This is a genomic window from Paenibacillus sp. G34 (genome assembly GCF_056856875.1).
The window spans coordinates 2,054,851-2,080,596 of the sequence record NZ_CM166469.1; the positions used below are offsets into that span (position 1 = coordinate 2,054,851).

The window sequence follows — 25,746 nt, forward strand, 5'->3', positions numbered from 1 at the left end:
TTGAAACGAATCAAGGGAGAGAATGGATATGCAACGAAGATGGATGATGCTTGGAGCCATATTAACCATGCTGTCTGTGGCGATTGGTGCTTTCGGTGCACACATGCTTAAGGACAAAATTGGTGCTAGTGCAATTGCTACTTACGAAACAGGCGTTCAGTATCACATGATTCATGCGCTGGCTTTGCTTATTGTTGGATTAACCGCTGGGCAGCTAGGTGCATCAATGAAGCTGAAATGGGCCGCGCGTTTGCTGTTTGCAGGTATCATCATTTTTTCGGGAAGCCTGTACATACTTAGCATATCGGGTATTAAAATTTTAGGAGCGATCACACCGATCGGCGGCGTAGCTTTTATTGCTGGCTGGCTGCTGTTTGCAATGGATGTCTGGCAAAGAGGTAAGAAGGATTTATAATGTTCTCTGTTACAAAAACAATAATATAATAAAAGCAACCTGTATCCGAATGTTTCTCGCATTCCAGATCAGGTTGCTTTTTTTTGAACGTTGTGGTGAAAATTTTAGTTTGAATGAAGTTCGTCTTAAGTATTTGTTTACATCTGTTGTTTTAGAGTAAGAACTCATCAATTTCGTTAGTTCGGAACGTGTAAACTTGCTTTTCATCCACATGGTAAATGCTGACCACATTGTTATCACGGTCAAAATTGAGGATACGACAAGGAATACTTTGATGTTTGCCGTGTTTGTTGTTTACAACAATTCGGGTGAGACGATTTTCTTTAATTAAGGATTCAATCCAGGCATCGAACGAATTAGAATCAGCAACATGGGAAGTATCGGCAGTCAATTTTTTCTCGTCATTTTTTGGAGCGGACTCCTTAGCAACTGATTCTTGTGTTTTTGTTTTGGACGAAACCGAACCAATGATCTGGTCTGACTTGCTGGAGGTTAACTGTTCTGTAGATGGTTGTAGTGAATCCATGAAATCTTGATTAGAGTCAGGAGAATTTGTCTTAGCCTGAGTCATGGCTTCAATGATATGACCAAGCTCAATTCCGGAGTGAATCCGAAAGTCCGCAATTTGTTCTTCTTTGTTTATGAACTCGATCAGGGACTGCAGTGCCAATGCATTTGAACGGCTCTTAATTAGTATATCGACATTAAATAAATAGCCGACGTCATCTTGATTGGATAAGGTTTGTTTCATTCATCCCAGCCCCGTTAAATAATGTGTAAGCACATATGTACTCTAATATACTATAGCACTAATATAATGGAAATCATAGTGCTAGAGGCATAGAAATCGGCTGATTTTGAAACATAGACTTGCCCTTTGCCTCTTCTGTTCTTATGTTTGCTTGATCCATTGTATAACTCATAATCAGCACTTTTTCTTATTTCACGGCAGGTGTCCACACGGTGATTCATCAAAAGGCATACACTTATCGTGATCTGTTGAAGAGGAGGTGGATCGTGAGATTATGGTGACAATGGAGCCGATTATGGTGGGAGAACATGTGCTTATTGGGGTCGAAGTGAAACTTCCCAAAACGACACTGTTAACGATTAATACATCCAAAGGATATATCATGTGCGGCGCTCTTGATGTGGGGCTTTTGAATGAGAAGCTAGGCGATCGCAAGATTGTGGCAGCGCGGGCCGTAGGTGTGCGAACATTGGAGCAACTGCTTCATGCACCAATGGAATCGGTGACGACTGAGGCAGAGGCTATGGGGATTACTGCGGGCATGACAGGGGTAGAAGCATTGTTAAAAATGATCTGAAGCAAGTGCCGGAGCTATCGCACACGACAGAAACAGAAAAAAAGGGACGAAGTTGGATGTAATCCTTCTTGTCCCTTTTCCCTGAATATACTGATCCATTAGACTTTGCTGGTCTATGCTAACTATCTCCGCTTTGCGTTTTTTACAAATTATTCAGATAATTCTCGGTAGTCTCTTTTGTAAGGTTATCTTCAATAGTTGTTCAAGCTTCTCTTGTCTTATTCTGCAAATAAAGCCGCGAGGTTCTCCTGGAAAGGCGCACGAACAATACCTTTTTCCGTGATTATGGCAGTAACGTATTCGTTTGGAGTTACGTCAAAAGCCGGATTAAATACCTTCACTCCCTGTGGTGCAGTTCGCTTGCCGAATCCTTCGGTCACTTCCTCGGCAGCACGCTCCTCGATTGGAATCAGATTGCCGGACGCTGTGGACAAGTCAATGGTTGATAACGGACTCGCAACATAAAAAGGAATATTGTGTGCCTTGGCGAGCACAGCGAGGCTGTACGTTCCAATTTTGTTGGCAACATCACCATTAGCTGCTACGCGATCTGTGCCAACGATGACAGCCTGTACCCACCCTTTGGACATGACCATGCCGGCCATGTTGTCACACAGCAACGTTACATCAATTCCCGCTTGTTGCAACTCGAATGCTGTCAGCCGGGCGCCTTGCAGAACGGGGCGTGTCTCGTCAGCAAATACCTTCAGGTGCATGCCGCGCTCCTGAGCAAGATACATTGGAGCAGTTGCCGTACCATATTTGGCTGTAGCCAGGCCACCCGCATTACAGTGGGTCAACACGCCCATACCATCCTGGAACAGAGGCAGAGCATGCTCCCCGATCATACGACACACTTCTTCGTCTTCCTTTTGAATCAACAAAGCTTCTGCTTCAAGCGCATCTGTGCTTTCATCCAGGCTCAGGCCAGCTTCTACCACTTGGTTAGCTTTTTGCATCATGCGATCTAGGGCCCAAAATAGATTAACCGCTGTTGGACGGGATGTTGCCAAGTGTGCGCAAACGGATTTGACATGATCGAGCCAGCCTTGGATGGCGATCCCATCATAAGCTTTGGCTCCGAGAACCACACCGAAGGCTGCTGCGATACCAATGGCAGGCGCGCCGCGTACTTTCATGGAATGGATGGACTCCCATACTTCTTCAGGAGTGTACAGTTTCAGCATCAGAATCGTTTCGGGCAGCAGACGCTGATCGAGCATTTCAAGCTTGTCCTTTTTCCAATTTAGCGAAGACAGAGGCTGATGTTCAGGGGTTGTCATGGATGTTCCTCCGTTCAATAATGTTAGACTTTAACCGTTGCGAGGGCAGAAGATACGAGATCTAGAATCTCACCAATTGTATTTACGTGACGATTGTTTTTAATCAAAGCTTTACCAACAGCCAGTGCCTTGCGCTGTGAATGTTCACGTTCAGTAGCATCCGTAATGGTGTCGATATCAGCGACGTGGGCAAGTCCTACGATGCGACGTACCATTTTAGCCCCGGCAAAACCGATCGTATCTCGAAATAGCTGCTGTACATACAGGTCTTGATAACCAGGCGTTTTAGCCATTGGGTCAACGAGATCGGTAGTCCACAGTGCACGGAAACGAGTATCGAATTCAGTCCAGACATCACGTACCATGTCCAGTAACTCTGTTTCACGTGTATTCCGTGCAGACTGATCCTGAAAACGGCCAGACAGCGAAACATAATGAAGAAGCAGGTTCGCCAGAACGGCGCCTACGTCAAAACCCATCGGTCCATAGAAAGCAAACTCAGGATCAATGACTTTGGTCGACTCAGGTGTTACAAAAATGCTGCCTGTATGCAAATCGCCGTGAAGAAGTGCTTGCCCATGGGTAAGAAATTTTTCCCTGAGTAGGGCAATCTCCAAATGCAGTGCTTCGTCCGTACGAAGCGCTTCAGCTTCATCCTCGATCGCTGCTTCATAGTTGTTATTGGGTGCAATGCGATACGGTTCATCAAAGATGAGGTCTTCTGTTATTTTACATTGGTCGGGGTTGACGAATCGTCCCTGCTGTTCTTTCTTCTGTTGTTGGTTCATGCCGAGGTCGGAAGTGAAGAAGAGGGTTCTCGCCATAAACTCTCCAATGTGCTGGGCAAAAAGAGGATAGGAGGCACCGTCGATTAGACCTTTACGCATAATAACGTGGTCACTTAAATCCTCCATGACCGTTAATGCAAGATCATCGTCATAATGATACACCTCGGGCACCATTCCTGGGCACAGACGATATTCCTCCTGTAATATTTCACGTTCAATGCGAGCGCGTACAAGGGAAAGCGGCCAGGATTCGCCAACGACTTTCGCATAAGGAAGCGCCTGTTTGATAATGATACTTTTATCGGAGTTCTGATCCGTGATATGGAAAACGAGATTCAGATTGCCGTCACCGATCTCACGACAATCCAGATTCGCATCTGCCGTAAATGGACCTGGTAAAGTTTTGGCTAATTCGATCGCTTCTTGTGGGGTTAAAGGATGATATTGAGTCAAAGGTGCCACCTCCATATATATGAAGAAACAGGAAAACCCACTTCTTTGCTTGGTTTATGACAGTATATCGGATAAAGCGTGGTTTTTGAACTTTTTTTTGAGACAAGCTTGCGTTGTAGTGATTCGAAGAACGGGGTCACGGGTAAAAATGAATAGGCCGGACGGTTGAATAAAACCGCGCCGCACAACACTTCCGCGAAATTAGCGGGTTCTAACATTTACTCTCTGTCTTGCATGCAGGGTCACCTGAAATGATGCTGGACAGCTAAAATTTTAATTAAAAGGATGGGATTGAATATGGCTACAAAAAACAAAACAGATCAAGCGAAATCCGTTGAACAAGTACTTAATCGTCAGGTGGCTAACCTGAACGTGCTGTATGTCAAAATCCATAACTATCACTGGTATGTAAAAGGCCCGAACTTTTTCACACTCCATGTGAAATTTGAAGAGTTCTATAACGAAATTACAGTACAAATGGATGAAATCGCTGAGCGTTTGCTCACACTGAAAGGCAGCCCGGCAGCAACGATGAAAGAGTATCTTGAAATGGCTTCGATCCAGGAAGCTTCCGGCAAAGAGGATGCAAACGCTATGGTACAAAACCTGATTGAAGACTTCGCTACTCTTTCCAATGAATATCAAGAAGGCATTGATCTGGCCGATGCGGCTGAAGATCAGCCGACTGCAGATATGCTCACAGGCTTCAAAGCCGATCTGGAGAAACATATGTGGATGCTTCGTGCATACCTGGGTTAAACCGTTTCAGGGCGGACTCAGATTTGTTCGTAACCCACTTCGAGGTTAATGTTTTCATCCGTAAAGTCTCGGTGTCGTCTGCTAAAAGTTGTCAGATAGGTGCCTAGCGTCTATACTGCTGTCAAGAGTGACAGGGGAGGGCTAACACGATGTTTGACACAAGCGCGGTACCGGCTTTAAAGGAATGGGCTTCTGCCATCCAAGCGCTGGAAAACGGTCGCCAGATCATGGTGATGCGTAAAGGCGGGATTGTGGAGGAAACGAAACATTTTGAGTTGAAAAGTCCAGCATTTTACTTGTATCCGACTTATGAGCATCAGCGTAAAGAACTGATCAAGTCCTCGGATCAATCCTATGTTGAAGAGTCGCTGGCCGAATGGGTGCCTGAAGCTTCAACCGTCCGCATTACAGCGTATGCTGAAGTAACGCAGGATTTGGAGATTCGAGATCAGGAGATGCTGGATCGACTTCTGGAATATCACATGTGGACAGCGGATTTTGCTGAATCCCGTTTGAAGTGGAAAAAGAAAGATCCGCTCCACGTGTTGATTCTCCGTGTGTACCGTCTGCAGGAACCGATGGAGATTCCCGTTTTGCCAGAGTATAACGGCTGCCGTTCATGGATTTCCATTCCGAATGGTTTGGTGCCGCGCGAAATGACGCCGGTGCTGGACGTTGCGGATTTTGCCGATCAGGTACGGAAGATTAACGAGACACTCAGAATGTAATCGCTTATTTGCGAAAGCTTATTTGAAGTAATTGTAAAGGACTTGTCCAGAAATGGATAAGTCCTTTTTCATTCCATGTGGAAGCTGAACAAACTGTGAATTTTGTGATTTATATCACTGTCTTACATATGGAAAGTAGTTTTCTGATTTGATTCAAACAGTCATTTATTATAGAATCATAAAGAATGAAGTTTTCTGAGAAGGATAAGAATTGATAGGAAATGACTTGATAATCATTGAGAATCAGTTTAGAATTATTCTAAAGTGATTGCTGCTCTACAGCGTATGAAGAATGTGCGTTAGAGTGGCAAGGAGAAATTGCTTTAGAGATGTATGAGGAAACAGAGAAAGTCAGGGGAAGCCCTGTTCAGATATAATAGGCGCTTTTTCTTTTCGACAGCAAACATCAATTTAATCAATGGAGGGAAACATTACACATGACTACGAATTTCGTCATTGAAGGTCTGAAAGCGACCATTGAAGGTAAAGAAATCCTGAAAGGCATCAACCTGGAAATGAAAGGTGGAGAAATCCACGCAATCATGGGACCGAACGGAACAGGTAAATCCACGTTGGCTTCTGCTCTGATGGGACACCCTAAATATGAAGTAACAGACGGCACAGTAACTCTCGATGGTGAAGACGTACTGGATATGGCTGTAGATGAGCGCGCACGTGCGGGTCTGTTCCTGGCTATGCAATACCCGAGCGAAATCGCAGGTGTAACCAACTCGGACTTCTTGCGTAGTGCAATCAACGCTCGCCGCGGTGAAGGTAATGAGATTTCCCTGATCAAGTTCATTCGTCAAATGGAAGGGAAAATGAAAGAACTTGATATGAACCCTGAGTTTGCTCATCGTTACCTGAACGAAGGTTTCTCCGGTGGTGAGAAAAAACGGAACGAAATTTTGCAAATGATGTTGCTTGATCCTAAAATTGTTGTACTTGACGAGATCGACTCAGGTCTTGACATCGATGCTCTGAAAATTGTCGCAGACGGTGTTAATGCAATGAAGAGCGAAGATCGCGGTTTCTTGATCATCACGCACTATCAACGCTTGCTTAACTACATCACTCCAGACTATGTACACGTTATGATGCAAGGCCGCATCGTGAAATCTGGTGGACCTGAACTGGCTCAACGCCTGGAAGCTGAAGGATATGACTGGGTAAAAGCAGAACTGGGAATTACAGACGAAACTGTAGGTCAAGACGCGTAAAGACAAAGCGGAGGAGGATAATAAATGACTACACAAACAATTCTTCCGGTTGAATCTGAAGCGCTTCGCGCCTTGTCGGAAAGCAATAATGAACCCGGCTGGTTGACCGAGCAGCGGCTCGAAGCTTTGAAGCTTGCGGGCGAGCTGGCGCTTCCCAAACTGGAAAAGCAAAAAATTGAACGCTGGAGTATCAGCGAGTATGGCACATATAAAGCAGGCGTAGCGATTTCTTCGCTGGAAGAAGTGCCTGCATCAATCAAAGATCTGGTTCAAGATCAAGCAGAAGGCAGTCTGGTGATCCAGCGCAACTCTGGTGCAGTATATTCCAAGTTGTCTGCTGATCTGGCAGCACAAGGGGTTATCTTCACCGATCTGGCTACTGCCGTTCGTGAGCATGCTGACCTGGTCAAGCCTTACCTGAACACAGCGGTGAAAGCCGATGAACATTCCATTGCCGCATTGCATGCAGCGTTGTGGAATGGCGGAGTGTTCCTGTATGTACCGAAAAATGTAAACATTGAAGTTCCACTTCAAGCAGTAATGCTTACAGATGATGCATCTGCAACCTTTGCACCTCACGTACTCGTTGTTGCCGAAGCAAACAGCTCGGTTACTTACGTAGACAACTATGTGTCTGGTGAGCTCTCTGCACCGGTATTCCATAATGGCGTTGTCGAAGTGTTTGTTAAACCAGGTGCAAAAGTACGCTTCGCAACGGTTCACCAACTGAACGTTAACGTAACGGATGTATCCTTCCGCCGTGCTGTTCTGGAAAATGACAGCTCCATTGAATGGATCGTTGGTGAGATGAACAATGGAGATACAGCAAGCAATACAATGAGTGTCTTGAAAGGCAATGGTTCCACTTCGGACTCCAAAGTGATTGCCGTTGGTTCCGGTTCACAGAAGATTAACTATACAACCGAAGCTCGTCACTTCGGTAAAAATACGCCAAGCCAAATGATTACACGTGCGGTTATGCGTGAAGAGGCTTCGGCAATCATCAACGGCATTACCAAGATCGAGAAAGGTGCTACAAGAGCCGACGGACAGCAAACGGAGAAAGTATTGATGCTGAGCCCTAAAGCACGCGGAGATGCCAACCCGATTCTTCTGATTGACGAGGATGATGTAACAGCAGGTCACGCGGCTTCTGTAGGTCAAGTGAATGCAGAGCAGATCCATTACTTGATGTCGCGCGGGATTAACCGTACGGATGCGGAACGCCTGATCATTTATGGCTTCCTCGCACCGGTGGTGGCGGATATTCCTTTGGAAGCACTGCGTACCCAATTGCAGTCCCTGATTGAGAAGAAGCTGGGACAATGAACCCATCCATTCGCGAGCAGTTCCCGATCCTCCACCAGGAAATCAATGGACACCCGCTCGTATATCTAGACAGTGCTGCAACTTCACAAAAGCCTCGTGCTGTGATTGATGCGGTTAAACATTATTATGAATATGAGAACTCCAACGTGCATCGCGGTGTGCATACACTTGGAAGCCGGGCAACGGACGCTTATGAAGGTGCTCGTGAGAAGGTTGCCAAGTTTATCAACGCTCGTCGCACGCAGGAAATCATCTTCACACGTGGCACAACGACTGCCTTGAATCTGGTGGCTTCGTCATATGCCCGTGCCAACTGCAAAGAAGGCGATGAAATTGTCATTACGCAGATGGAGCATCATAGTAACCTGATTCCTTGGCAGCAAGTTGCCAAGGAGACAGGTGCCACATTGAAGTACATTCCGCTTCAGCCAGACGGTCATATTGAGTTGTCTGATGTGGAGCAAACGATAACCAGCAATACTAAAATTGTCGCTATTGCTTATGTATCCAATGTGATGGGAATCGTGCATCCCGTTAAACAGATCGCTGAAATCGCCCATCGCAACGGTGCAGTTATTGTTGTGGATGGCGCACAAAGCACACCGCATATGAAGGTGGATGTGCAAGATCTGGACTGTGATTTCTATGCGCTGTCTGGTCACAAAATGTGCGGACCGACCGGTATCGGTGCTCTCTACGGCAAAAAGGCGCTGCTGGAGTCCATGGAACCGATTGAATTCGGCGGTGAAATGATTAATGACGTGGGACTGTATGACTCCAACTGGAAGGAATTGCCCTGGAAATTTGAAGGCGGAACCCCGATTATTGCGGGAGCAGTAGGATTGGGTGCTGCCATTGATTTCCTTGAGCAGATCGGCATGGATGAAATTGCTCATCATGAAGGTGTACTGGCTGCTTACGCAACGGAACGCCTATCAGAGATTGATGGACTAAGCATCTATGGACCAGCTAAACGTCATGTTGGCGTAGTAACCTTTAATCTGGGAGATGTACATCCACATGATGTCGCTACCGTACTGGATGCGAGCGGTATAGCGATTCGTGCGGGACACCACTGCTGCCAACCGCTGATGCGCTGGCTTGAAGTAAGCTCAACGGCTCGTGCGAGCTTTTATCTATACAACAACGAGCAAGATGTAGATCGGCTTGTCAGCGCCTTAATCCAGACAAAGGAGTATTTTGGCGATGCAACTTGATGATCTGTACCGACGTGTTATAATGGACCATTACAAAAACCCGCGGAACCGCGGAACGTTTGACAATGACGTCGTTACGGTGAATTTAAACAATCCAACGTGCGGCGACCGGATTTCACTGCAGCTGATGCTGAATGACGGAATCGTCCAGGAGGCCAAGTATACGGGAGAAGGCTGTTCGATCAGCATGTCTTCGGCATCGATGATGACCGAGGCTGTCAAAGGCAAGACAATCGAACAGGCACTCGATCTGGCTAACCGTTTTTCCTCATTGATGCAAGGGGAAGAAGTCGATTTCGACGATTATGAAGATCTCGAAGCCCTATCCGGTGTAAACAAGTTCCCTGCACGCATCAAATGTGCCACTCTGGCCTGGAATGCATTACGCAAAGGAATTGACGAAGAGGACAATGTACAATAACGATAGGGAGGTCGAGCAAGATGGCTAAAAAAGCACCAGAAATGGAAGAGTATAAATATGGTTTTCGCGATGAGCATAAATCCATCTTTCAAACCGGCAAAGGTCTGACGGCAGAAGTTGTAACGGAAATTTCTAAAATCAAGAATGAACCGGAGTGGATGCTGGAATTCCGTTTGAAATCCTTGAAACAGTTCGAGAAAATGGCAATGCCTAAATGGGGCGGCGATCTGGATGGACTGGATTTCAACGATATTCAATACTATGTTCGCCCTTCGGAAAAGCAAGGGAAAACATGGGAAGAAGTTCCTTCCGAGATCAAAGAAACATTCGATAAACTGGGTATTCCAGAAGCAGAGCAAAAGTTCTTGGCAGGGGTATCGGCTCAATATGAGTCCGAGGTTGTATATCACAACATGCAAAAAGAACTGGAAGACCAAGGTGTAATCTTCATGGATACGGATACGGCTCTGAGAGAGCACCCGGAGATCCTGCGTGAATATTTTGCGACTGTTATTCCGCCAGCAGATAACAAATTTGCTGCGTTGAACAGTGCGGTATGGTCTGGAGGAAGCTTCATCTACGTTCCAAAAGGCGTAAAATGTGAAGTGCCTCTGCAAGCATACTTCCGGATCAACTCCGAAAATATGGGTCAATTCGAGCGTACATTGATTATTGCAGACGAAGACAGCTTCGTGCACTATGTAGAGGGCTGTACTGCTCCAATTTACAGCACAAATTCCCTGCACAGTGCGGTAGTTGAGATCATCTGTAAGAAAAATGCACGTGTTCGTTACACAACGATCCAAAACTGGGCACCAAACATCTACAACCTCGTTACCAAACGTGCGGTTGCTGAAGAGAACGCAACGATGGAATGGGTCGATGGAAACATCGGTTCCAAACTGACGATGAAATATCCTGCAGTTGTACTGAAAGGCCGTGGAGCTAAAGGTTCCGTTCTGTCGATCGCTGTTGCAGGTAAAAACCAGCACCAGGATGCAGGCGCGAAAATGATTCACCTCGCTCCGGATACAACTTCTACGATTGTATCCAAGTCAATCAGTAAGCACGGCGGTAAAGTAACGTACCGTGGTCTGGCTTCCTTTGGACGCCAAGCTGAGGGCGCGAAATCCAACATCAAATGTGATACTCTCATTCTCGATAATGAGTCCACATCGGATACAATTCCTTACAACGAAATCATGAATGATAACATCATGCTGGAGCATGAAGCAACGGTATCCAAAGTGTCTGAGGATCAACTCTTCTACCTGATGAGCCGTGGTCTGACCGAAGCGGAAGCTACGCAGATGATCATCATGGGCTTCATTGAGCCGTTCACAAAAGAATTGCCAATGGAGTACGCCGTTGAGATGAATCGTCTCATCAAGTTCGAGATGGAAGGCTCCATCGGTTAAGACAAATGTACTGAGAAAAGACGAACCGTCATGGTTCGTCTTTTTTTTATGCCATAAAGAGAGTAATCCTTGATTAAAATTGTAAAAAATAAGACTTAGAGCACAGGCCAATTCATAGAGTTAAGCATTAAATGATAGAAAAGGATGTGATGCTATGAATGCAAACCCTTTCGTAGGGTATCGAATTACTAGTTCATTCGGTTATCGAATTCATCCTATACATGGAGGCCAGACGTTCCATCGAGGGGTTGACCTGGTCACCGATCCTTGGAATGGCCCTGTATACGCTTTTCTTGAAGGAACAGTACGTTTTGCAGCGGAAGGACGCACAGGCTCCGGCTTTGGCGGTTACGGGCTCACCGTGGCGTTGGAGGATCATCGTGAACACCTGCATTGTTATGCTCATCTTTCTCGTATTGCTGTCCGTGCAGGCCAGAAGGTGAAGCGAGGTCAGCTTATTGGATATCAGGGAAGTACAGGGCAGAGCACAGGTCCACATGTACATTATGAGATTCGTAAAACAAGCTCACCTTCATACGGATACACTGCAAGTGAAAATGGAGTTGTTGAACCAACAGCATATTTGTTAAAAGAATATGGAACAGTCTCGCAGGAAGAGGAGGGCCCGCCAATGACAAGTGAGGAAAAGCAATTGTTCGTGCTGATGCAGAAGCAACTGGAGCTTCAAGGGAAGTGGATCCAAGAGCAGAAACGATTATCCAAAATGAGCTGCCCTGATTGGGCGCAGGAAGCACTGGCTTATTATCGTCCCTTTATTCAGGATGACACAGGAAGTTATGATTTTTGGAGAACACTTGTGATCATGTATCGGAAGGAAAGAGGAGTACAGATACAAAAAGAGGATTGAATGTCATCCCACTTTAAACAGTATAATTCACATCCTGTGGGCTATAAACCAAATTGCGAAGAATGCCGTTTCGCCCAGTTCCTCCGGCGGGGAAGCGTCATATGTTAGGGTATACCTGATAAAGAGGAGGCAATCACATGAGCGAAGTAGGTTATGGCTGTAAAGGCAACGTTGGTGGTGTAGGCGGTGTAGGTGGATACAATCCATGTACGTCGGTTGGCGCTATCTTGGTACTGTTCATCTTGTTGGTTATCATTACAAAAGCATTCTGTGTGTAACTCAATATACTGAATATACGTAAGACAGATCAAGGGAAGCTCGGCTGAGCTTCCCTTTTCATTATTTTTTTCTGTTATAGTGACTTATTGAACGTAAATCTCAACGATCGCAATATCTCTTTCTTTCGCTAAATCAATAAAGGCCGTAGAGGTCTGAACGAGTGGGCGGAAGTAGTCAGCTGGATTATTCATGACGATGACACCAGTCTGTCCTGTTGTGAGGAGTACTTTTTTGCCTATAAAATTCGGAAGCATATGTTTGATCAGTTCCTGGGTTGCTTCGCCATTCAACTGACCAAAACTGAGACTGTACAATTCACACAAAACAGAAATCAGCTCTTGCTTGGTTTGGTATACCCGATTTGTTGTCATCGCACTGTATACGTCAGCCACAGCAGTTATACGAGCATAAGGATGGATTTCATCCCCTCGCAAGCCATGTGGATAACCGCTCCCATCTTCACGTTCATGATGTTGAAGGGCAACCATAGCAATGATTTCATCCTCAGTGGAAGCTTTAATAATATCGTAACCGTAAAAGGTATGTTTTTTCATTTCTGCGAATTCTTCTGTCGTTAGTTTACCTGGTTTATGTAAGATTTCAGAAGGAATTTTGGACTTGCCAATATCATGGAGATACCCTGCTTTGGCTACCGTAAGACATTCGTCGGGACTATAGCCCATCCAGCCGGCAATATAAAAAGCGAGCATACCGACTTGCAAGGAGTGATTGTAAGTGTAGTCACTGTCTCCATCCAGCATAAGCAGCAGGGAAACAACGTCTTTTTGTTTTTCGAGTTGTCCCGTTAAGGTTCCCAAAATTTCATCAACCTGTGACTCATCAATAAAGCCTTTTTCTATGGCTTGTTGGAACAGAGATTCTGTGCCTTTGATCGTGTCGTTAAACAGATTGGTTAACAGACGGGTCTGATCGGAAGGCAAGTTTTGTTCATCAGAGTGAAGGTTGGATGTATGTTCTACATCTGCGAAATCAATTCCATGATGCAGCAGTTTAGATATATCATCTTCACTGAGAACGGAACCTTTCATCAGCATGTGGAGACCTGAAGTGTTGTAGATATCATTTTTTAGCAGGTCGCCGGGTTTAAGATCTGTAACATGCACTCTCACGTATAAACCACCTTTTCCTCGACTAATATCGACACATATCATTATAATAACAAGAAAAAAATGGGTTGACAACGACTTATTTACTGTTCATATACCTTTGTAAACAGCGGATAGACCCATTTTTTCTAGTCCAAAGGGTTCCAGGGGCCTAGTTGATGGCCTTTCCACTCCGAGCCGTCTTCCCAAATTTCCTTTTTCCAGATTGGCACAGTTTGCTTCAACCTTTCAATGGCATAACGGCTCGCATCGTAACAGTCGCTGCGATGAGGCGAGGATACCGCGATAACGACACTGATCTCGGCGATGTCAACTTTGCCGATTCGATGACTGATTGCACTGCGTACACCTGGCCAGCGTTCTGCAATTTCTGTGCCAATTGCAGCCATTTGGGACAGAGCCATAGGTACATATGCTTCATATTCCAGATGTACCGTGCGCTGTTCACCGGTCATTTCGCGAGTCGTACCTACAAAAGTTAAGGCAGCACCATGATTGGCCGTGATGACCAAATTAGTGGTGTCCTCGACAGACAAGGGCCCATTGGTAATCAGAAACAGACCGTCTTCTGTGCGATGTTCTTGTGTACGTGGCCGGTCCTCATCCGGGTTCGTAGTACCGTCACCTCCGGATACAGGAGGAATCAATGCCAATTCGTCATCTGCTGTAAGTAATGTATCGGCAGGAGCATATCTCTGATTTACTGCCAGAAATGAGGAACGAATCTGCGATGAGGCTTCAGGATAAGCCTGACTCAATTGTTCTTTAAGTTGGGAAGCCGTAGGTGCATCACCTTCATACTCAAATTCCAACTGGGATGTATTTAAACGTTCTGCAATACCTGCAAATAGTTGAATTGTCAATTTCATGGAATGAATCGCTCCTTTTTGATCTCTAAACCCTATAAATATATCATAACGACGTAGAAAATGTTATGCTTATCCATTAGAAGAATGTACGTTTAATGAACGGCAGGGGAGGCAGTGTAATGCGCAGCAGCGAGAAGCAAACATTAACGATTCTGCATACCAATGACATACACAGTCATTTTGGCTCCATGAGCGCCATCGCTGCTATGATCAATGAGGAACGTGCCCGGGGTGGGCACTTGCTTGTCCTTGATATTGGCGACCATATGGATCGAATGGCAGTTGAAACGGAAGGCACATTAGGTATGGCTAACGTAGATGTGCTAAATCTGACAGGCTATGACGCCATTACGATTGGAAATAATGAGGGGTTAACTTTTACACCAGACCAGCTCGCCCAGTCTTACACCGGACTACTCTGTCCGATTGTATGCGGCAATGTGCTAGAACAGGATACAGGACGTCCGCCAGCCTGGATGAAGCCTTGGACAATTATCGAAAAGGGACCCTTTCGGATTGGTCTGCTGGGAGCAACCGCGCCATTTAACACCTTCTATGAACTGCTTGGCTGGCAAGTAACGGATCCCGTAGAAACGTTAAGAGAGCAGGTCAAGACGCTGCGTGAGCAAGTGGACGTGATTATAATTTTGTCACACCTAGGTCTTTCAACGGACAAAAGACTGGCAGAGCAGGTCGCTGGCATTGATGTTATTTTAGGTGGGCATACCCATCATATATTGGAAGAGCCTTTAATAACGGATAAGACCGTGCTGGGAGCAGCAGGGAAATTTGGGCAATGGCTTGGGAAAGTCGTACTTGAAAGAGCGGGAGAATCAGAACCTCTTCTGCTGGTGAGCAGTGGTTGTGTACCCGTACAAAGCAACCTGCTGGAGGAAAAGGTGTCCTTGGCTATTGCTACGAATCGTGCGGAAGCTGAAAGAGTGCTGGATCAGACAGCTGTCATCACGGATCGGATGCTGCCCGTTTTTTACGAGATGGAATCTCCTTTCGCTACATTACTTGCACAAGCCGTTCGGCATTTTACCAGAGCTGAGTTATCGCTGGTCAATGCAGGGCAGTTGCTCGGAAATCTCCCGCAAGGAAGCATTACCAAAGGAATGTTACATTCCCTATGTCCATCTCCTATAAATGCTTGTACAATAGGCTTGAAAGGTTATCAGATTCGTGAAGCACTTGAGCAGTCACTGCTGGAAGAGTTCATCTCTAAACCCATAGTGGGATTTGGTTTTCGAGGGCGAATTCTCGGGACGTTGTGTGTCGACGGATTAGAAATTCAATATGATCCCGACGCGCCAGCCTATCATAAGATCAAATCCATTTATGTGAACGGTGAAGCTATGGATGATCAGCGGGAATATGTCATCGGAACGCTTGACATGTTCACGTTTAATGTGGGGTATCCTTCTTTGGCTCAAGGAAGCAACATACAATATTATCTTCCAGAATTTATACGGGATTTGTTGGAAGAGGAATTGAAACGACCAGGGGCGCTGGAGGATAGCCTGCGCAAACGCTGGTTACTAAGTTAAAAGCAGGAACAAGACTGCCTTCTGCTGATGCGGCGGCTAGTGTTCATTACATCTACGGAGCGGGAGAGGATAGGCTGTGCGTTTAGTACATATAAACTTATTGCAGCCTGGCATGAAGCTGGGGAAACGAATTTTTAGTGAAGAAGGTCTGGTTTTACTCAGTGAAGATGTAGAACTGACGAGCCGATTAATCGGACGGTTGAAAGATCTTGGGATTGGATACGTCTATATTCAGGATGCTGCGACAGAAGACATTATCGTGCCCGATATGTTACAGGAAGAAACTAAGCGAAGGGCACTTGTGGAGATCAAACAGCAATTTCAACATATGTCTGGCCTCAAAAGTAAAAACCGGATCACGCACTTTGGTAAAGCGCTTAGCGGTGTAATGAACAGCATTCTGGAGGATATCGGCAGTCAAAAAGAAGCGATGATCATGTTAATGGACATGAACTCCAGCGATTTTGACCTATATAATCACTCGCTGAATGTTTGTGTGTATACACTTGTACTCGGGGTGGCCTCGGGTTATACGCGCCAGCAGCTTATGGAGATCGGTCTTGGTGCTCTGTTGCATGATATTGGAAAAACACAGATTTCCTCCGACATTTTACATAAACCTTCTCGACTTAGTGATGAGGAATACAAAATCATTCAGCAGCATACAACGTACGGACACCGTATTCTTAAGGATGAACCCGGGATTCCTCTGCTGGCAGCACATTGTGCACTCCAGCATCATGAACGTATTGATGGGAGTGGCTATCCTCTCGGGTTGAAAGGCAATGAAATCCATGAATATGCGAAGTGGATTGCTCTTGCCGATTCTTATGATGCGATGACAACCAACCGGGTCTATCGCCAAGCCTTATTGCCACATCAAGCCGTTGAAGTGCTTTACACAGGCTCTGGAACCCTTTATGAGCAGTGGATGCTTGAAAAGTTTAGAGACTGTGTCGCGATTTATCCCGTAGGTATTTCCGTAACCCTCAGTACTGGAGAAGTTGGCGTCGTAGCAGCGATACAACCTCGGGTGCCGCAGCGACCGTTAATTCGTGTTATCAAGGATGCTGAAGGACAGATGCTCAGCGCACCGTACGAAATAAACCTTGCGACAAAACTTTCTGTTATGATTACAGGAGTGGAGGGCGTGGGGAATTCTGCTGCACTTCTGAAGCATGAACAGTTGAATAGTTGAGCAAACCAAGTTTAGAGTATGCGCTCAGGTGGTCATATCGGGAACGTGAAGCTTATTTCCGAATGAAACATGAGCGTTTTTTGTCATGTAATGGTCAGGGTTTGGCTGTGCAGGAAGATTCATAATTGTGCTATGATAAAAGATAACTCCCAAAAAGAGTATCTGAGATATGATGTAAATAAAACTTTTTAGGTTAATAAAAGGAATAAGGTGAAGAACTATGACCATGCTAAACTCAGGATCGGTACAACCGATGCCTTTATCGCCAACGAATGATCCGTGGGATCCGATTGGCTCTCTACGTACATATGGCCGCCATGTGCTGACCAGTGTAGAAATGACAGTGACACATCTGTGCAACATGCGCTGTGAGCACTGTGCCGTAGGGGATATGCTTACGATGCAAGAGGCACCCGCACTTCCGCTCTCACTCATGTTGAAACGATTGGATGAGGTAGAGCATCTGCAGACGATCAGCCTGACGGGCGGCGAACCCAGCTTTAGCCAAAAGACGGTGGATGAGATGATCATTCCTCTGCTTAAATATGCTAAGGACCGCGGAGTTCGCTCGCAAATCAATTCCAATCTGACGCTGGATATCAGCCGATATGAGAAGTTGCTCCCATATCTCGATGTGATGCACATTTCCTTCAACTATTTGAACGCGGATGATTTCCATCAGGTCGGGTTTGCCAACAGTGGTAGAGCGGTGAAACGTGAAGTTGCCGTGAAGATGTATGAAAAGATGATTGAGAACGCGCGTAAGTTGAGTGAGGCCGGCATGTTTATCTCTGCTGAGTCGATGATTAATTATCGTACGCACGATAAGCTGGAGGGCATTCATCAACTGATCCGGGAAATGGGCTGTGTACGGCACGAAGTACATCCGATGTATAACTCTAACTTCGCATCCTCTCTACCGGTATTGTCGCTGGATCACATGAGATCTGCCATTCACCGGTTGCTTGATGTACGGGATAAAGACATGTGGATGCTTTTCGGAACGTTACCTTTCTTCGCTTGCAGTGCAGCCGAGCAGGATCGGGAACTGATTAACCGGCTGTACAGTGAACCTAATGTGACTGTTCGCAATGATCCAGATGGACGCAACCGTGTGAATGTCAATATGTTTACAGGTAACGTATACGTGACTGATTTTGCTGATATCCCTGCATTCGGTAATATTCATGATCGTAAACTGGATGATGTATTTCACGAATGGTCTGCAGAGCATCCGCTCAATCAGACGGTAAACTGCCACTGTGATGCTGCATCCTGTTGCGGACCCAACTTGCTTGTGGCTGATATGTACTATAAAGGCGTGGACTTCAAATCGAGAAAAGCTATTTTACGTTAATATTCCAGGTGCATTCCTGAAATAGACAGAGAAGGGGAGTTACATCTTGGGCATTCACACCGAATTTCACTTTGGACAGCTGGTATTTAATCTGGTCTGTGTCTTTTTGCTCGTATTTTTGAATGGTGTATTTGTCGCAGCAGAGTTCTCTCTCGTCAAAGTAAGACAGACACGCCTGACACAATTGCAGAGTGAAGGAAATCGCCTAGCTGGTTATGCCTTGAAGGTGAACGGTAAACTGGATGCCTATCTGTCGGCAACGCAGTTCGGGATTACACTGACATCTCTCGGACTGGGCTGGTTAGGGGAGCCGGCAATCTCCAAACTACTTGTAGAACCGCTGATGTTTAAGCTAGGCGTTTCCGATACAAGCCTGATTACAACGGTATCCGTGATTATCGGATTCTGTATCATCACGTTTTTGCACATCGTACTTGGTGAGCTTGCTCCTAAATCGCTGGCGATTCAAAAAACGGATGGTGTAGCGCTGCTTTTATCGGCACCGTTGCTGTTATTTTATAAAATTTTCTTCCCGTTCATCTGGGTTCTTAACGCATCAGCGAATGCTTTATTACGTCTGGCTGGTATTGAACCGGCGAGTGAAAGCGAAGCCCATTCAGAAGATGAACTCCGCATCCTGATGAAGCAGAGTGCCAAAAGCGGGGTCATCGACAAGGACGAGATCAAACTAATGGATAATATCTTTGATTTCTCCGACATGCTGGCGCGGGAGGTCATGCTGCCTCGTACAGATATGGACTGTTTGTATACCCATCTGTCGCTGGAGGAAAATCTAAAAATCATCAATGCAACGAAACATTCCCGATACCCGGTAGCGGTGGAGGATAAAGACGAGATTATCGGATTTATCCATATTACGGACCTGCTGCTGGCGGAACCGGAGCAACAACAGGATTTGGCTTCAATGGTGCGTCCGATTCTGAACGTACCCGAGTCGATGGAGATCAGTCATGTGTTACGTCTAATGCAGAAAAAACATTCTCAGATGACCCTTGTTGTAGATGAATATGGGGGTACTGCAGGATTGCTCACGGCAGAAGAGATTCTGGAAGAGATCGTTGGGGATCTGTATGATGAGTTCGAAGATGAGCGTCCACATATGGAACGGATCGGTAATGCGTTTTCGATCGACGGACGTTCGCTGATTGAAGAAGTTCATGAATGGACGGGAGCAATTATTGAGGACGAAGAAGTAGATACCATTGGCGGCTGGTTATTCAAGGAGCTGGAGGGCAGTCCGGCCAAAGGGAGAACGCGTGAACGGAACGGCTATGTTTTTGAAGTCGAAGAGTCCACACGTTTACGAATTAATCGGGTGAAAGTATATAAGCAGACGAGAGCAGAAGATACAAGCACGGAAGAGGAGCAGTGAACTGCTGCCGATTCAAAATGATAATAATTGTAGTAATCAATCAAGACCTTTGGAAGCAACGCTCAGGCGGCTTTCGAGGGTCTTTTTTGCACCGTGAGAATAAGCTTTTTAGGAAATAGCAAAATTCTTCGCACAGTTTCTGCAAAAAGGGATTATCCTGCCCAATACGACATATGGTTATAAGGACAGGAAATGATGGGAATATACTGCATGTTATGAAAGGAAGAGAGAATGCATGTTATGAAGGAAAGAGAGAATGCATATCATCGGATGATAAAGGAGGCGTTTTGATTGAAAGATCCTCAGGTTCGGGCTTATGTTCCTTTTGTGGGTCCATTTGATCCGTGCAAACCGCTAGGTATTCGTACGTATCTGGTTCCACCTCAATTATTTATCCCCTTTCAGCCGATGGGGTGGCCACAGTACAGTCCTGCCGAAGCCTTAAGATTAGGTACGTTGTGGCCAGCACTGTATAGTCCGTACACTTCGAAGAAAACAAAGGAAAGGGCGGTGGAGAGTGATGGAGAAGGAACAGCCTAAGGCCTGTGACGCCAAGTATTACGAGCTGTTAGAGGAACTGCAGGCGCTAGATTTTGTTCTGGTCGAGTTAAATCTGTATTTGGATACACATCCGGGGGATTTTCAAAGTATCGAGCAGTACAATAAATTCAGCCAGGAACGGATGCGTGTTGCACATGAGTTTCAGCAGTTATATGGTCCACTGACGAATTTTGGTCATTCTTTTTCCAAGTATCCGTGGGAGTGGTCCCAGACACCATGGCCTTGGCAAGTATAAAATCAAAGGAGGCGTCCTGTACATGTGGGTATATGAAAAGAAATTACAATATCCGGTTCGGGTGAGTAAATGTGATCCTCATATGGCAAAGCTGTTGATGGAACAATATGGCGGTGCGGATGGAGAACTTGCGGCAGCCTTACGATATTTGAATCAGCGTTATACCATTCCAGACAAAATTATTGGTCTGCTGAATGACATCGCGACAGAAGAATTTTCTCACTTGGAGATGATTGCAACGATGATCTACAAGCTCACCAAGGATGCTACGATTGAGCAATTGGAGCAGGCTGGTTTGGATGCTCATTATGCAGGACATGATCGGGCGCTTTTTTATAACAACGCTGCTGGTGTACCCTTCACGGCTTCCTATATTCAGGCAAAAGGCGATCCCATCGCCGATCTGTACGAGGATATCGCAGCCGAAGAGAAAGCCAGGGCTACATATCAATGGTTAATTGATTTAACGGATGACGTGGACTTGCAAGACAGTCTGAAATTTTTGCGGGAACGCGAAATTGTGCATTCACTGCGATTCAGGGAGGCCGTTGAGATTCTAAAGGACGATCGGGAAACCAAGAAAATATATTGATGATGAGCCAAGTAAATATGTTGCGAAAGAGATAAAGGCAGTCCAGGTGGGCTGCTTTTTATATTTAGGTACAATGATATAAGTTGAACTGTCCTTTTACACGTTAACGGAGAGGACAGAAAAAACCTGGAAAAGCGAAGCGTTCGCCTTTATCACCGGATTTTTCCCTTTGGAAAAGGGAATTCAAAAAAAACTGGGGATAACAGCGAATGGAAGGTTCTTCTGTTATCGGAGTGGACTGTGTAAAATTTTTAGTTGAACTTAATAGATTACATAAATAAAATCAAAAAAAGGACGAGTGATCAAGGCCTGTTGACCCCAAAGTCGTCCTGCAGAATTAACCGAATGTATGAGTAAGTGCTTTTAGTATTCAACGACCATGGCAACATTTTGCCACCCTGCTCCAACGGTCCAGAACAACACTTTGTCACCGCGCTGTACCTTACCGGAGGTTATCGCTCGATGCAGTGCTATAAACGGGCTGCTGGTGGAAGTGTAACCGAACTCGTCTCCAATATAGACAGCGACTTCATCATCAATACCGATATTTTTGGATACCGCGCGGATGTTGGCAATCGACAGTTGGGAGAAACAAGCAGCTTTGATCTCATCCGGCCTGATTTCATTCCGTGTCAGCAACGTACGAATGGAGTCTGAAGCAGCATCGACACAGATTGAATCGTCAAACGGTGTGAACTTCACATGAAAAGCTCCTGCATCCACACCGGTACTTCCTAGCTTAGCTAGTCCTTCGGCGGGAAAAAGGGAATTTTGATACACACAGGTATCTGTCTGATAGATGGAATCGATAAAGCCCACGGCAAGTTCATCCCGTTCGACAATCACAGCTGCGGCTGCATCTCCGAAATTTGCAAAATAAACCGGATCATCCGGACTGGCATGAGGAGCGATATAGTCTGAACCGATGATCAAAGCCCGTTTGATTCTGGGATTGCCGAGCATTTGCCGAGCAACCTGTTCAAAGGCCGCAGTCATACCTGCGCAGTTGGCATTACTATCAATACAGATGGTATGAGGTGCTCCGCTGATTAAATGGTGAATCATTAAGGAATTCGTAGGGAAAATATATTCTGGTGTTTGGCTTGCATACGCAATCAAGTCGATATCTTGGCCGGTGAATCCGGTTTTAGCGAGCAGATTTTGGGTTGCCTCGAAGGCCATCGTCAGTGAATTTTCGTCATCGCGATCAATTTTGTAACGGGATTCACGTCCGAGTGCTTTTAACAAACCACGAATATCGACCCCTCTGGCATCAAAATGTTCAATATAAAAGTCATTGTGCACCTTGGTTTCAGGGTGATACATATCAATATCTACAATACGAATTCCAGCCATCATCATCCTCCTCTTAGTGGAAAGGCAGAGCTGCTATTAAAACACCAAACGAGTCAGGGAGCTACGCCGAAATAATTTCCAGATTGTCCAGCCCTACGGTCCGACCAAGTCTGGCAAGCTGCATTTTTAATATGGCATTGTTTTCGAGGGTCAGGACTACTTTTTTGTATTCATCCTTTTTGAACATGGCCAGACATCCCTCAAGAAGAGGTACAATTTCAGGAGCAGTGACATTCAGCTTTTTGCAGTCAATGTCCAGGTTGAACTCCTTGGTATTGATAGAGGTAATCGTATCCTGATACGCCGAGATTGAACGGAGACCGTCCTCTTGAGAAAAAGAACCTTCCAATTCAATGTACAACACCTTGTTTGAAGCATCCGTCTTTAGAATAAATTTTCCCATTACGTGTTTTCTCTCCTTTGTAATATGAGTGAAAGCTATCCTCTATGGAATGATGCCGTCCATTAGACCCTAAAAAGAGGCTACCAGGTTGTTAAGCCGGAAGGATAATTTACCCATATTATAAAGGTAATAATGTAAAAAGATCAATAAAAAGGTCGAATCATGTATAAAAATGTAGAACATTGAATTACTGGATTTCCTCCAGCGTGGCAAGCAACACATTAAAGGCACTGATAATACGGGGAGCGCCTACGCACGGAGCCAGATGGAGTAATACGCCCTTCAGTTCATCTACCGTAACCCCTACGCTTAGAGCCATAGCATAATGAACACCGAGCTGTTCGAACTGTCCCTGCGTGATTAAAGACGAAATGATAGCGACTTCCTTCCACTGGTCCGTAATGGTTGTCCGTTGAAAAATATCACCATATGCCGTTCCCATAATAAATTCGGACAACTCCGGGAAATGCTCTTTAATCGGGGCCAGTGCCTTTGCACCATATTCCCCGGAAAGCTTGGCAAAGCGGTCTAATCCTTGTGTCACCTGTTCACTCATGATTCGTGCCTCCTAATCCAAATTGACAACGCGGTGAGCTGTTGGCGGAATTTCATCCCGATCGGTCAGCAGTTCGATGACAGCGACTTGTTTTAGCTCCAGCGATGCCTCCAGTGCTGCAGAGAACTGTGATAACGTTTCTGCACGAAAAGCCGTAGCTCCCAGAGATTCCGCGAATTTGACGGCATCCATTGGAACCTCGAATAATGTGCCATCCGTGCGCCCCGTCGTTTTTTCCATACCTTTCAGTGCCATGTCCAGCTGTTTGTTATTTACAACGATAAAAATGACAGGAATATTCTTGCATACGGCGGTATTAATTTCCGAGCCAAGCATCATGAAACATCCGTCTCCGGTAATGCATACAACCGTTTCATCCGGCGAAGCGGCCTTGGCGCCAATAGCCATGCCGATGGCATTTCCCATGCAGGCAAAATAGGCATCAAATATGAAACTGCCGGGTTTCTTCACTTTGTAACGCTGAACGGCATGAAAGCCATGGCTGCCATCATCCACGAATAATTTATGATCGTAGGGAAGCAGGTCGCTCATCTGATCCAGCACGGAAGCAAGGGACAAATGCGGCAATTCCGGTAACGGTGATTGATATTCAAATGACTCTGAGACATCTTCAGAAGCAGATGTAAGGGAGGACGGAAGAGTGCTAAGCAGATATTGCAGATTGTCTTTGATGTCGCCTGTGATATGTAAGGTCTGAGATTGAAGAATTTTCCCCACGAAAGTGGGATCAGTATCCATTTGTATCAACTGCTTAGGATGATTATGCGGCTTGAGATTACAGAGCGTCATATCGCTAAGCCTCGATCCGAGAACAATATACAGATCACTTTCATTCAGCATCTCATCACCATGAGGGAAACCGCCTACGCCACATGGACCGTGATACAAGGGATGATCCCATGCGATGGCTCCTTTGCCGCCGGGAGTTGTCACAACAGGAATCTTTAATATCTCAGCCAGTTGCTGCAATTCTTCATGTGCACCGGAACGAGTTACGCCTTTCCCTGCAATAATCAATGGACGCCGGGCTTGCTGAGTTATAGGCAGTATTCGATTCAGATTATGGATACTAAGCAATGGCTCAGGTTCAGGAGTAACGATACGGCACGCTGAAAGCTGCTCGGTTTGTACGTCAAAAGGAAGACAAAGATGGACAGGGCCTTTGTTTGGGCCTAGTGCAATGGAAATCGCATGATTTAGAATGGTTCCAAAGTGATCTCCACGCTCGACCAGTTTACTGAACAGTGTAGCGGGTCTGAACATTTCGGCCAGATCGGCCAGGTAAGAAGAGGAATCTTGGCACTGCGGGATGCCCAGTTCCTGAATGGATTGATGACCGGTAAGGAATAAGACGGGAAGATTGTTGGCTTTGGCATGGGCTGCTGCTGTGAGCAGATTGGTTCCTCCAGGGCCCGAGGTGGCAAAAGCCACTCCCAGGCGGCCTGTCTGCAATGCGTAACCCGATGCTGCAAAGCCTGAACTGGCTTCATGACGGCCAGGGATAAACTCCAGACCATAATCTACCATTTTCAGAAGAGCAGGACAGATTGATTTTCCGATAATACCAAATACATGAGTGACACCCAGATTGCGCAGTGTTTCTGCTAAATAGTCCGCAACAGTTCTCACGCGTGGACACCTCGTTTCAAGTAGTAGGTTTTTAGAACCAGGCGGTTTATCCGATTGTGCATGTTGGTATTTGTCTAAGGTTGTAAGAAGAAGGATTACTTGGTATTAGAAATCGTATCTTTTTTTGTGGTTTTTTGTCAATCCTTTTCCTGATTCGAATTTCCTGATGCTTAAGATGTGAACGATTTGATTTTTATGAATCCGATTTCACATATAGAAAACAGGTTATGCAACTTATTACCTAGTTGCATTAACGCAATGATGCAACAGTGCGATGAATAAACAGAGTGTCTATATGTTGAACTATTCGCATATACGTCATCGGAGTGGATAGTATATAATCTTTAATTCAACTTAAATAACATCAGATTTCTGATATACTGAGAATGAATT

27 protein-coding genes are annotated in these 25,746 nt (G+C 45.6%); 18 read left to right on the forward strand and 9 right to left on the reverse strand.

Going from position 1 to position 25,746, the window contains the following annotated elements:
* Nucleotides 1–28 precede the first annotated feature (28 nt).
* Nucleotides 29–415, forward strand: coding sequence for a DUF423 domain-containing protein (locus AC1VYS_RS09425; RefSeq protein WP_482914021.1), 387 nt, complete (start codon nucleotides 29–31; stop codon nucleotides 413–415).
* A gap of 151 nt (nucleotides 416–566) precedes the next feature.
* On the opposite strand, the gene AC1VYS_RS09430 is transcribed toward AC1VYS_RS09425, so the two are convergent.
* Entirely contained in the window at nucleotides 567–1,166 is a 600-nt protein-coding gene (locus AC1VYS_RS09430; protein WP_482914022.1) for a hypothetical protein, read from the reverse strand.
* 274 nt (nucleotides 1,167–1,440) lie between these two features.
* Here AC1VYS_RS09430 and AC1VYS_RS09435 point away from each other — a divergent pair, with 274 nt between their 5' ends.
* Nucleotides 1,441–1,743 (forward strand): YunC family protein, encoded by a 303-nt coding sequence (locus AC1VYS_RS09435; protein ID WP_482914023.1) that lies wholly within the window; start codon nucleotides 1,441–1,443, stop codon nucleotides 1,741–1,743.
* Nucleotides 1,744–1,961: 218 nt separating this feature from the next.
* Here AC1VYS_RS09435 and mtnA read toward each other — a convergent pair whose 3' ends face one another.
* A complete protein-coding gene (gene mtnA, locus AC1VYS_RS09440; RefSeq protein ID WP_482914024.1) occupies nucleotides 1,962–3,026 on the reverse strand; it encodes an S-methyl-5-thioribose-1-phosphate isomerase in 1,065 nt (354 codons plus the stop codon).
* Nucleotides 3,027–3,049: 23 nt separating this feature from the next.
* Nucleotides 3,050–4,267, reverse strand: a complete 1,218-nt coding sequence (gene mtnK, locus AC1VYS_RS09445) for an S-methyl-5-thioribose kinase (RefSeq protein ID WP_482914025.1) — start codon at nucleotides 4,265–4,267, stop codon at nucleotides 3,050–3,052.
* Between the two features lie 297 nt (nucleotides 4,268–4,564).
* On the opposite strand from mtnK, the gene AC1VYS_RS09450 reads away from it, so the two are divergent.
* The 9 genes from AC1VYS_RS09450 to AC1VYS_RS09490 all read left to right on the forward strand — a co-directional run bounded on the left by AC1VYS_RS09450 (nucleotide 4,565) and on the right by AC1VYS_RS09490 (nucleotide 12,505).
* Nucleotides 4,565–5,026, forward strand: a complete 462-nt coding sequence (locus AC1VYS_RS09450; RefSeq protein ID WP_090920097.1) for a Dps family protein — start codon at nucleotides 4,565–4,567, stop codon at nucleotides 5,024–5,026.
* Nucleotides 5,027–5,175: 149 nt separating this feature from the next.
* The gene (locus tag AC1VYS_RS09455; protein WP_482914026.1) at nucleotides 5,176–5,754 is read left to right on the forward strand and encodes a DUF1802 family protein; all 579 of its coding nucleotides are present in this window, start codon (nucleotides 5,176–5,178) and stop codon (nucleotides 5,752–5,754) included.
* Nucleotides 5,755–6,191: 437 nt separating this feature from the next.
* On the forward strand, nucleotides 6,192–6,974 hold the full coding sequence (sufC, locus tag AC1VYS_RS09460) for a Fe-S cluster assembly ATPase SufC (RefSeq protein ID WP_482914027.1): 783 nt from the start codon (nucleotides 6,192–6,194) through the stop codon (nucleotides 6,972–6,974).
* A gap of 24 nt (nucleotides 6,975–6,998) precedes the next feature.
* Entirely contained in the window at nucleotides 6,999–8,303 is a 1,305-nt protein-coding gene (gene sufD, locus AC1VYS_RS09465; RefSeq protein WP_482914028.1) for a Fe-S cluster assembly protein SufD, read from the forward strand.
* On the forward strand, nucleotides 8,300–9,520 hold the full coding sequence (locus AC1VYS_RS09470) for a cysteine desulfurase (protein WP_482914029.1): 1,221 nt from the start codon (nucleotides 8,300–8,302) through the stop codon (nucleotides 9,518–9,520). The genes sufD and AC1VYS_RS09470 overlap by 4 nt, the downstream gene beginning before the upstream one ends.
* Nucleotides 9,510–9,941 (forward strand): Fe-S cluster assembly sulfur transfer protein SufU, encoded by a 432-nt coding sequence (gene sufU / locus AC1VYS_RS09475; RefSeq protein ID WP_090920111.1) that lies wholly within the window; start codon nucleotides 9,510–9,512, stop codon nucleotides 9,939–9,941. Before AC1VYS_RS09470 ends, sufU begins: the two co-directional genes overlap by 11 nt.
* A gap of 20 nt (nucleotides 9,942–9,961) precedes the next feature.
* The gene (sufB, locus tag AC1VYS_RS09480; protein ID WP_090920114.1) at nucleotides 9,962–11,359 is read left to right on the forward strand and encodes a Fe-S cluster assembly protein SufB; all 1,398 of its coding nucleotides are present in this window, start codon (nucleotides 9,962–9,964) and stop codon (nucleotides 11,357–11,359) included.
* A gap of 154 nt (nucleotides 11,360–11,513) precedes the next feature.
* On the forward strand, nucleotides 11,514–12,227 hold the full coding sequence (locus tag AC1VYS_RS09485) for a M23 family metallopeptidase (protein ID WP_482914030.1): 714 nt from the start codon (nucleotides 11,514–11,516) through the stop codon (nucleotides 12,225–12,227).
* Nucleotides 12,228–12,364: 137 nt separating this feature from the next.
* Entirely contained in the window at nucleotides 12,365–12,505 is a 141-nt protein-coding gene (locus AC1VYS_RS09490) for a hypothetical protein (protein ID WP_167375722.1), read from the forward strand.
* Nucleotides 12,506–12,589: 84 nt separating this feature from the next.
* Here the strand turns inward: AC1VYS_RS09490 and AC1VYS_RS09495 are convergent, their stop codons facing one another.
* Together AC1VYS_RS09495 and AC1VYS_RS09500 are read right to left on the reverse strand one after the other, a co-directional pair.
* Entirely contained in the window at nucleotides 12,590–13,636 is a 1,047-nt protein-coding gene (locus AC1VYS_RS09495; RefSeq protein ID WP_482914031.1) for an HD-GYP domain-containing protein, read from the reverse strand.
* Between the two features lie 125 nt (nucleotides 13,637–13,761).
* Complete coding sequence (locus AC1VYS_RS09500; RefSeq protein ID WP_482914032.1) at nucleotides 13,762–14,502, reverse strand: molybdenum cofactor biosynthesis protein; 741 nt, start codon at nucleotides 14,500–14,502, stop codon at nucleotides 13,762–13,764.
* Nucleotides 14,503–14,621: 119 nt separating this feature from the next.
* Here AC1VYS_RS09500 and AC1VYS_RS09505 point away from each other — a divergent pair, with 119 nt between their 5' ends.
* From AC1VYS_RS09505 to AC1VYS_RS09535, 7 genes are all read left to right on the forward strand, one after another.
* Nucleotides 14,622–16,052, forward strand: coding sequence for a bifunctional metallophosphatase/5'-nucleotidase (locus AC1VYS_RS09505; RefSeq protein ID WP_482914033.1), 1,431 nt, complete (start codon nucleotides 14,622–14,624; stop codon nucleotides 16,050–16,052).
* Nucleotides 16,053–16,128: 76 nt separating this feature from the next.
* Nucleotides 16,129–17,250: an HD-GYP domain-containing protein gene (locus AC1VYS_RS09510; protein WP_482914034.1), complete on the forward strand. Its 1,122-nt coding sequence runs from the start codon at nucleotides 16,129–16,131 to the stop codon at nucleotides 17,248–17,250.
* Between the two features lie 220 nt (nucleotides 17,251–17,470).
* On the forward strand, nucleotides 17,471–18,607 hold the full coding sequence (yfkAB, locus tag AC1VYS_RS09515) for a radical SAM/CxCxxxxC motif protein YfkAB (RefSeq protein ID WP_482914035.1): 1,137 nt from the start codon (nucleotides 17,471–17,473) through the stop codon (nucleotides 18,605–18,607).
* Nucleotides 18,608–18,653: 46 nt separating this feature from the next.
* Nucleotides 18,654–20,000, forward strand: coding sequence for a hemolysin family protein (locus tag AC1VYS_RS09520; RefSeq protein ID WP_482914036.1), 1,347 nt, complete (start codon nucleotides 18,654–18,656; stop codon nucleotides 19,998–20,000).
* A 291-nt stretch (nucleotides 20,001–20,291) separates the two neighbouring features.
* Nucleotides 20,292–20,540, forward strand: a complete 249-nt coding sequence (locus AC1VYS_RS09525) for a spore coat associated protein CotJA (RefSeq protein ID WP_482914037.1) — start codon at nucleotides 20,292–20,294, stop codon at nucleotides 20,538–20,540.
* Nucleotides 20,521–20,796, forward strand: coding sequence for a spore coat protein CotJB (locus tag AC1VYS_RS09530; protein WP_441925670.1), 276 nt, complete (start codon nucleotides 20,521–20,523; stop codon nucleotides 20,794–20,796). The genes AC1VYS_RS09525 and AC1VYS_RS09530 overlap by 20 nt, the downstream gene beginning before the upstream one ends.
* Before the next feature lie 22 nt (nucleotides 20,797–20,818).
* Complete coding sequence (locus AC1VYS_RS09535) at nucleotides 20,819–21,388, forward strand: manganese catalase family protein (protein WP_482914038.1); 570 nt, start codon at nucleotides 20,819–20,821, stop codon at nucleotides 21,386–21,388.
* A 363-nt stretch (nucleotides 21,389–21,751) separates the two neighbouring features.
* Here the strand turns inward: AC1VYS_RS09535 and AC1VYS_RS09540 are convergent, their stop codons facing one another.
* The 4 genes from AC1VYS_RS09540 to AC1VYS_RS09555 all read right to left on the reverse strand — a co-directional run bounded on the left by AC1VYS_RS09540 (nucleotide 21,752) and on the right by AC1VYS_RS09555 (nucleotide 25,353).
* On the reverse strand, nucleotides 21,752–22,744 hold the full coding sequence (locus AC1VYS_RS09540) for a 3-oxoacyl-[acyl-carrier-protein] synthase III C-terminal domain-containing protein (protein WP_482914039.1): 993 nt from the start codon (nucleotides 22,742–22,744) through the stop codon (nucleotides 21,752–21,754).
* A gap of 61 nt (nucleotides 22,745–22,805) precedes the next feature.
* Nucleotides 22,806–23,147: a hypothetical protein gene (locus AC1VYS_RS09545; RefSeq protein ID WP_482914040.1), complete on the reverse strand. Its 342-nt coding sequence runs from the start codon at nucleotides 23,145–23,147 to the stop codon at nucleotides 22,806–22,808.
* A 187-nt stretch (nucleotides 23,148–23,334) separates the two neighbouring features.
* Entirely contained in the window at nucleotides 23,335–23,703 is a 369-nt protein-coding gene (locus AC1VYS_RS09550; RefSeq protein ID WP_441925662.1) for a carboxymuconolactone decarboxylase family protein, read from the reverse strand.
* A gap of 12 nt (nucleotides 23,704–23,715) precedes the next feature.
* Complete coding sequence (locus AC1VYS_RS09555) at nucleotides 23,716–25,353, reverse strand: thiamine pyrophosphate-binding protein (RefSeq protein ID WP_482914041.1); 1,638 nt, start codon at nucleotides 25,351–25,353, stop codon at nucleotides 23,716–23,718.
* Nucleotides 25,354–25,746: the final 393 nt, after the last annotated feature.